General features: G+C 57.8%; 1 protein-coding gene. It reads left to right on the top strand.

Annotated features, from left to right (window positions below):
* Window positions 1–223, top strand: a 223-nt coding sequence (locus tag ACNQQL_RS36315; RefSeq protein ID WP_347069768.1) for a filamentous hemagglutinin N-terminal domain-containing protein, incomplete at both ends; no start/stop codon positions are given.

The raw sequence follows: 223 nt of genomic DNA, 5'->3' as shown, positions 1-223 counted from the left end.
GGTGATCAACTGGGACAATTTCAATATCGCCCCTGGGGAGCTGGTCAGATTCGACCAGCGGCAAGGGGCGAACTCTGCGACGCTCAATCAAGTGGCAAGTCCTGATCCGACGCGGATTCTCGGGACGCTGCAAGCCAACGGCCGGATATTTATCGTGAACCCAAATGGAGTTGTGTTCGGGCAGGGGGCATCGGTTGACGTTGGTGGCCTGGTTGCGTCTTCG

The sequence above is a fragment of the Burkholderia sp. LFS061 genome, from assembly GCF_047978125.1.
Taxonomy (GTDB): Bacteria; Pseudomonadota; Gammaproteobacteria; order Burkholderiales; family Burkholderiaceae; genus Burkholderia; species Burkholderia pyrrocinia_C.
This window is presented reverse-complemented; position numbering and strand designations above follow the sequence as displayed.